The organism is Stenotrophomonas sp. S39 (genome assembly GCF_016624665.1).
Lineage (GTDB): Bacteria > Pseudomonadota > Gammaproteobacteria > Xanthomonadales > Xanthomonadaceae > Stenotrophomonas.
Window position 1 is genome coordinate 1 of record NZ_JACVTT010000193.1, and the last position, 1,693, is coordinate 1,693.

1 protein-coding gene is annotated in these 1,693 nt (G+C 67.9%); it reads left to right on the forward strand.

Going from position 1 to position 1,693, the window contains the following annotated elements; genetic code table 11:
* Window positions 1-162: 162 nt before the first annotated feature.
* Entirely contained in the window at window positions 163-1,449 is a 1,287-nt protein-coding gene (locus IAE41_RS22240) for an aminotransferase class V-fold PLP-dependent enzyme (RefSeq protein WP_200734599.1), read from the forward strand.
* Window positions 1,450-1,693: the final 244 nt, after the last annotated feature.

Genomic DNA, 1,693 nt, shown 5'->3' on the forward strand with positions numbered 1-1,693 from the left:
CGGCTTGTGGGGGGTGCTGTCCACACGGGGGCGCCGGGGGGTCAGCGCGGGGCGCCTTTTTTGTGCGCTGATAACGGCGGGTAAGGGCGATATGCCGAGCTGATCTGATCCGTGCGCAACGGCTGCCCTATGGTGGCCGTTTCCCGGATGGAGTCAGGTGCGATGAGTGACCCGCAGTGGCAACTGGAAACCCTGGCCGTGCATGGCGGCTACCGTCCCGACCCGACCACGCGTGCGGTGGCGGTGCCGATCTACCAGACCGTGGCCTACGCCTTCGATGACACCCAGCACGGCGCGGACCTGTTCGACCTGAAGGTGCAGGGCAACATCTACACCCGCATCATGAACCCCACCACCGACGTGCTGGAACAGCGCCTGGCGGCGTTGGAAGGCGGCATCGGTGCACTGGCGCTGGCCTCGGGGCAGGCGGCCATCACCTATGCCATCCAGACCATCGCCGAGGCCGGCGACAACATCGTGGCGGCCAGCGCGCTGTATGGCGGCAGCCTCAACCTGCTGGCGCACACCCTGCCGCAGTACGGCATCCAGGCCCGTTTCGCCGACCCGGCTGACCCGGCCGCCTTCGCTGCGCTCATCGACGAACGCACCAAAGCCGTATTCGTCGAATCCATCGGCAACCCGCGCGGGAATGTGACCGACATCGCCGCGATCGCCGAGGTCGCCCACGCCGCCGGCGTGCCGCTGATCGTCGACAACACCGTGGCCACGCCGTTCCTGCTGCGCCCGTTCGAGCACGGCGCCGACATCGTGGTGCACTCGCTGACCAAGTATCTCGGTGGCCACGGCACCAGCCTGGGCGGGGCGATCATCGACTCGGGCCGCTTCGACTGGGCCGCGCAGCGCAGACGTTTCGCCCGCCTGAATGAACCCGACCCCAGCTACCACGGCGTGGTCTATACCGAAGCGCTCGGGCCGGCGGCGTACATCGGCCGCGCACGGGTGGTACCGCTGCGCAACACCGGCGCCGCGCTGTCGCCGTTCAACGCCTTCCTGATCCTGCAGGGCATTGAAACCCTGGCCCTGCGCATGGAGCGCATCAACGCCAACGCACTGGCGGTGGCGCAGTACCTGCAGGCGCACGCGAAGGTGGCCTGGGTGCGCTATGCCGGCCTGGCCGACGACCCCGAACATGCCGCCGCGCAGCGCTACCTGGGCGGGCACGGCTCCGGCGTGCTGACCTTCGGCCTGCCCGGTGGCCGCGATGCGGGCGCGCGCTTCCTGGATGCACTGAAGTTGTTCACCCGGCTGGTGAACCTGGGCGACGCGAAATCCCTGGCCACGCACCCGGCCTCGACCACGCACCGCCAGCTCGACGCCGCCGAACTGGCCCGTGCCGGTGTCAGCGAGGACACCGTGCGCCTGTCGATCGGCATCGAACATATCGACGACCTGCGCGCAGATCTGGAACAGGCCCTGGCCGCCGCCTGATAGCTACCGGCTTGGTCGTCATCGCCAGCGGCGATCACCACGCCGCGCAGGATGGGGTACGGTGGAACTGCCTCTCCAAGGCGTGGCAGAACTGGCAATCCCCAGCAGTACAGATCCCCGACGGGTGCGGGCCCGCCGGGGATTTTTTTTAAGGTAGATCCACGCCATGCGTGGATGGATGGCCATCGAAGAGCATCCACGCATGGCGTGGATCTACCGTGTCGACCAAGGTCGACACCTACCA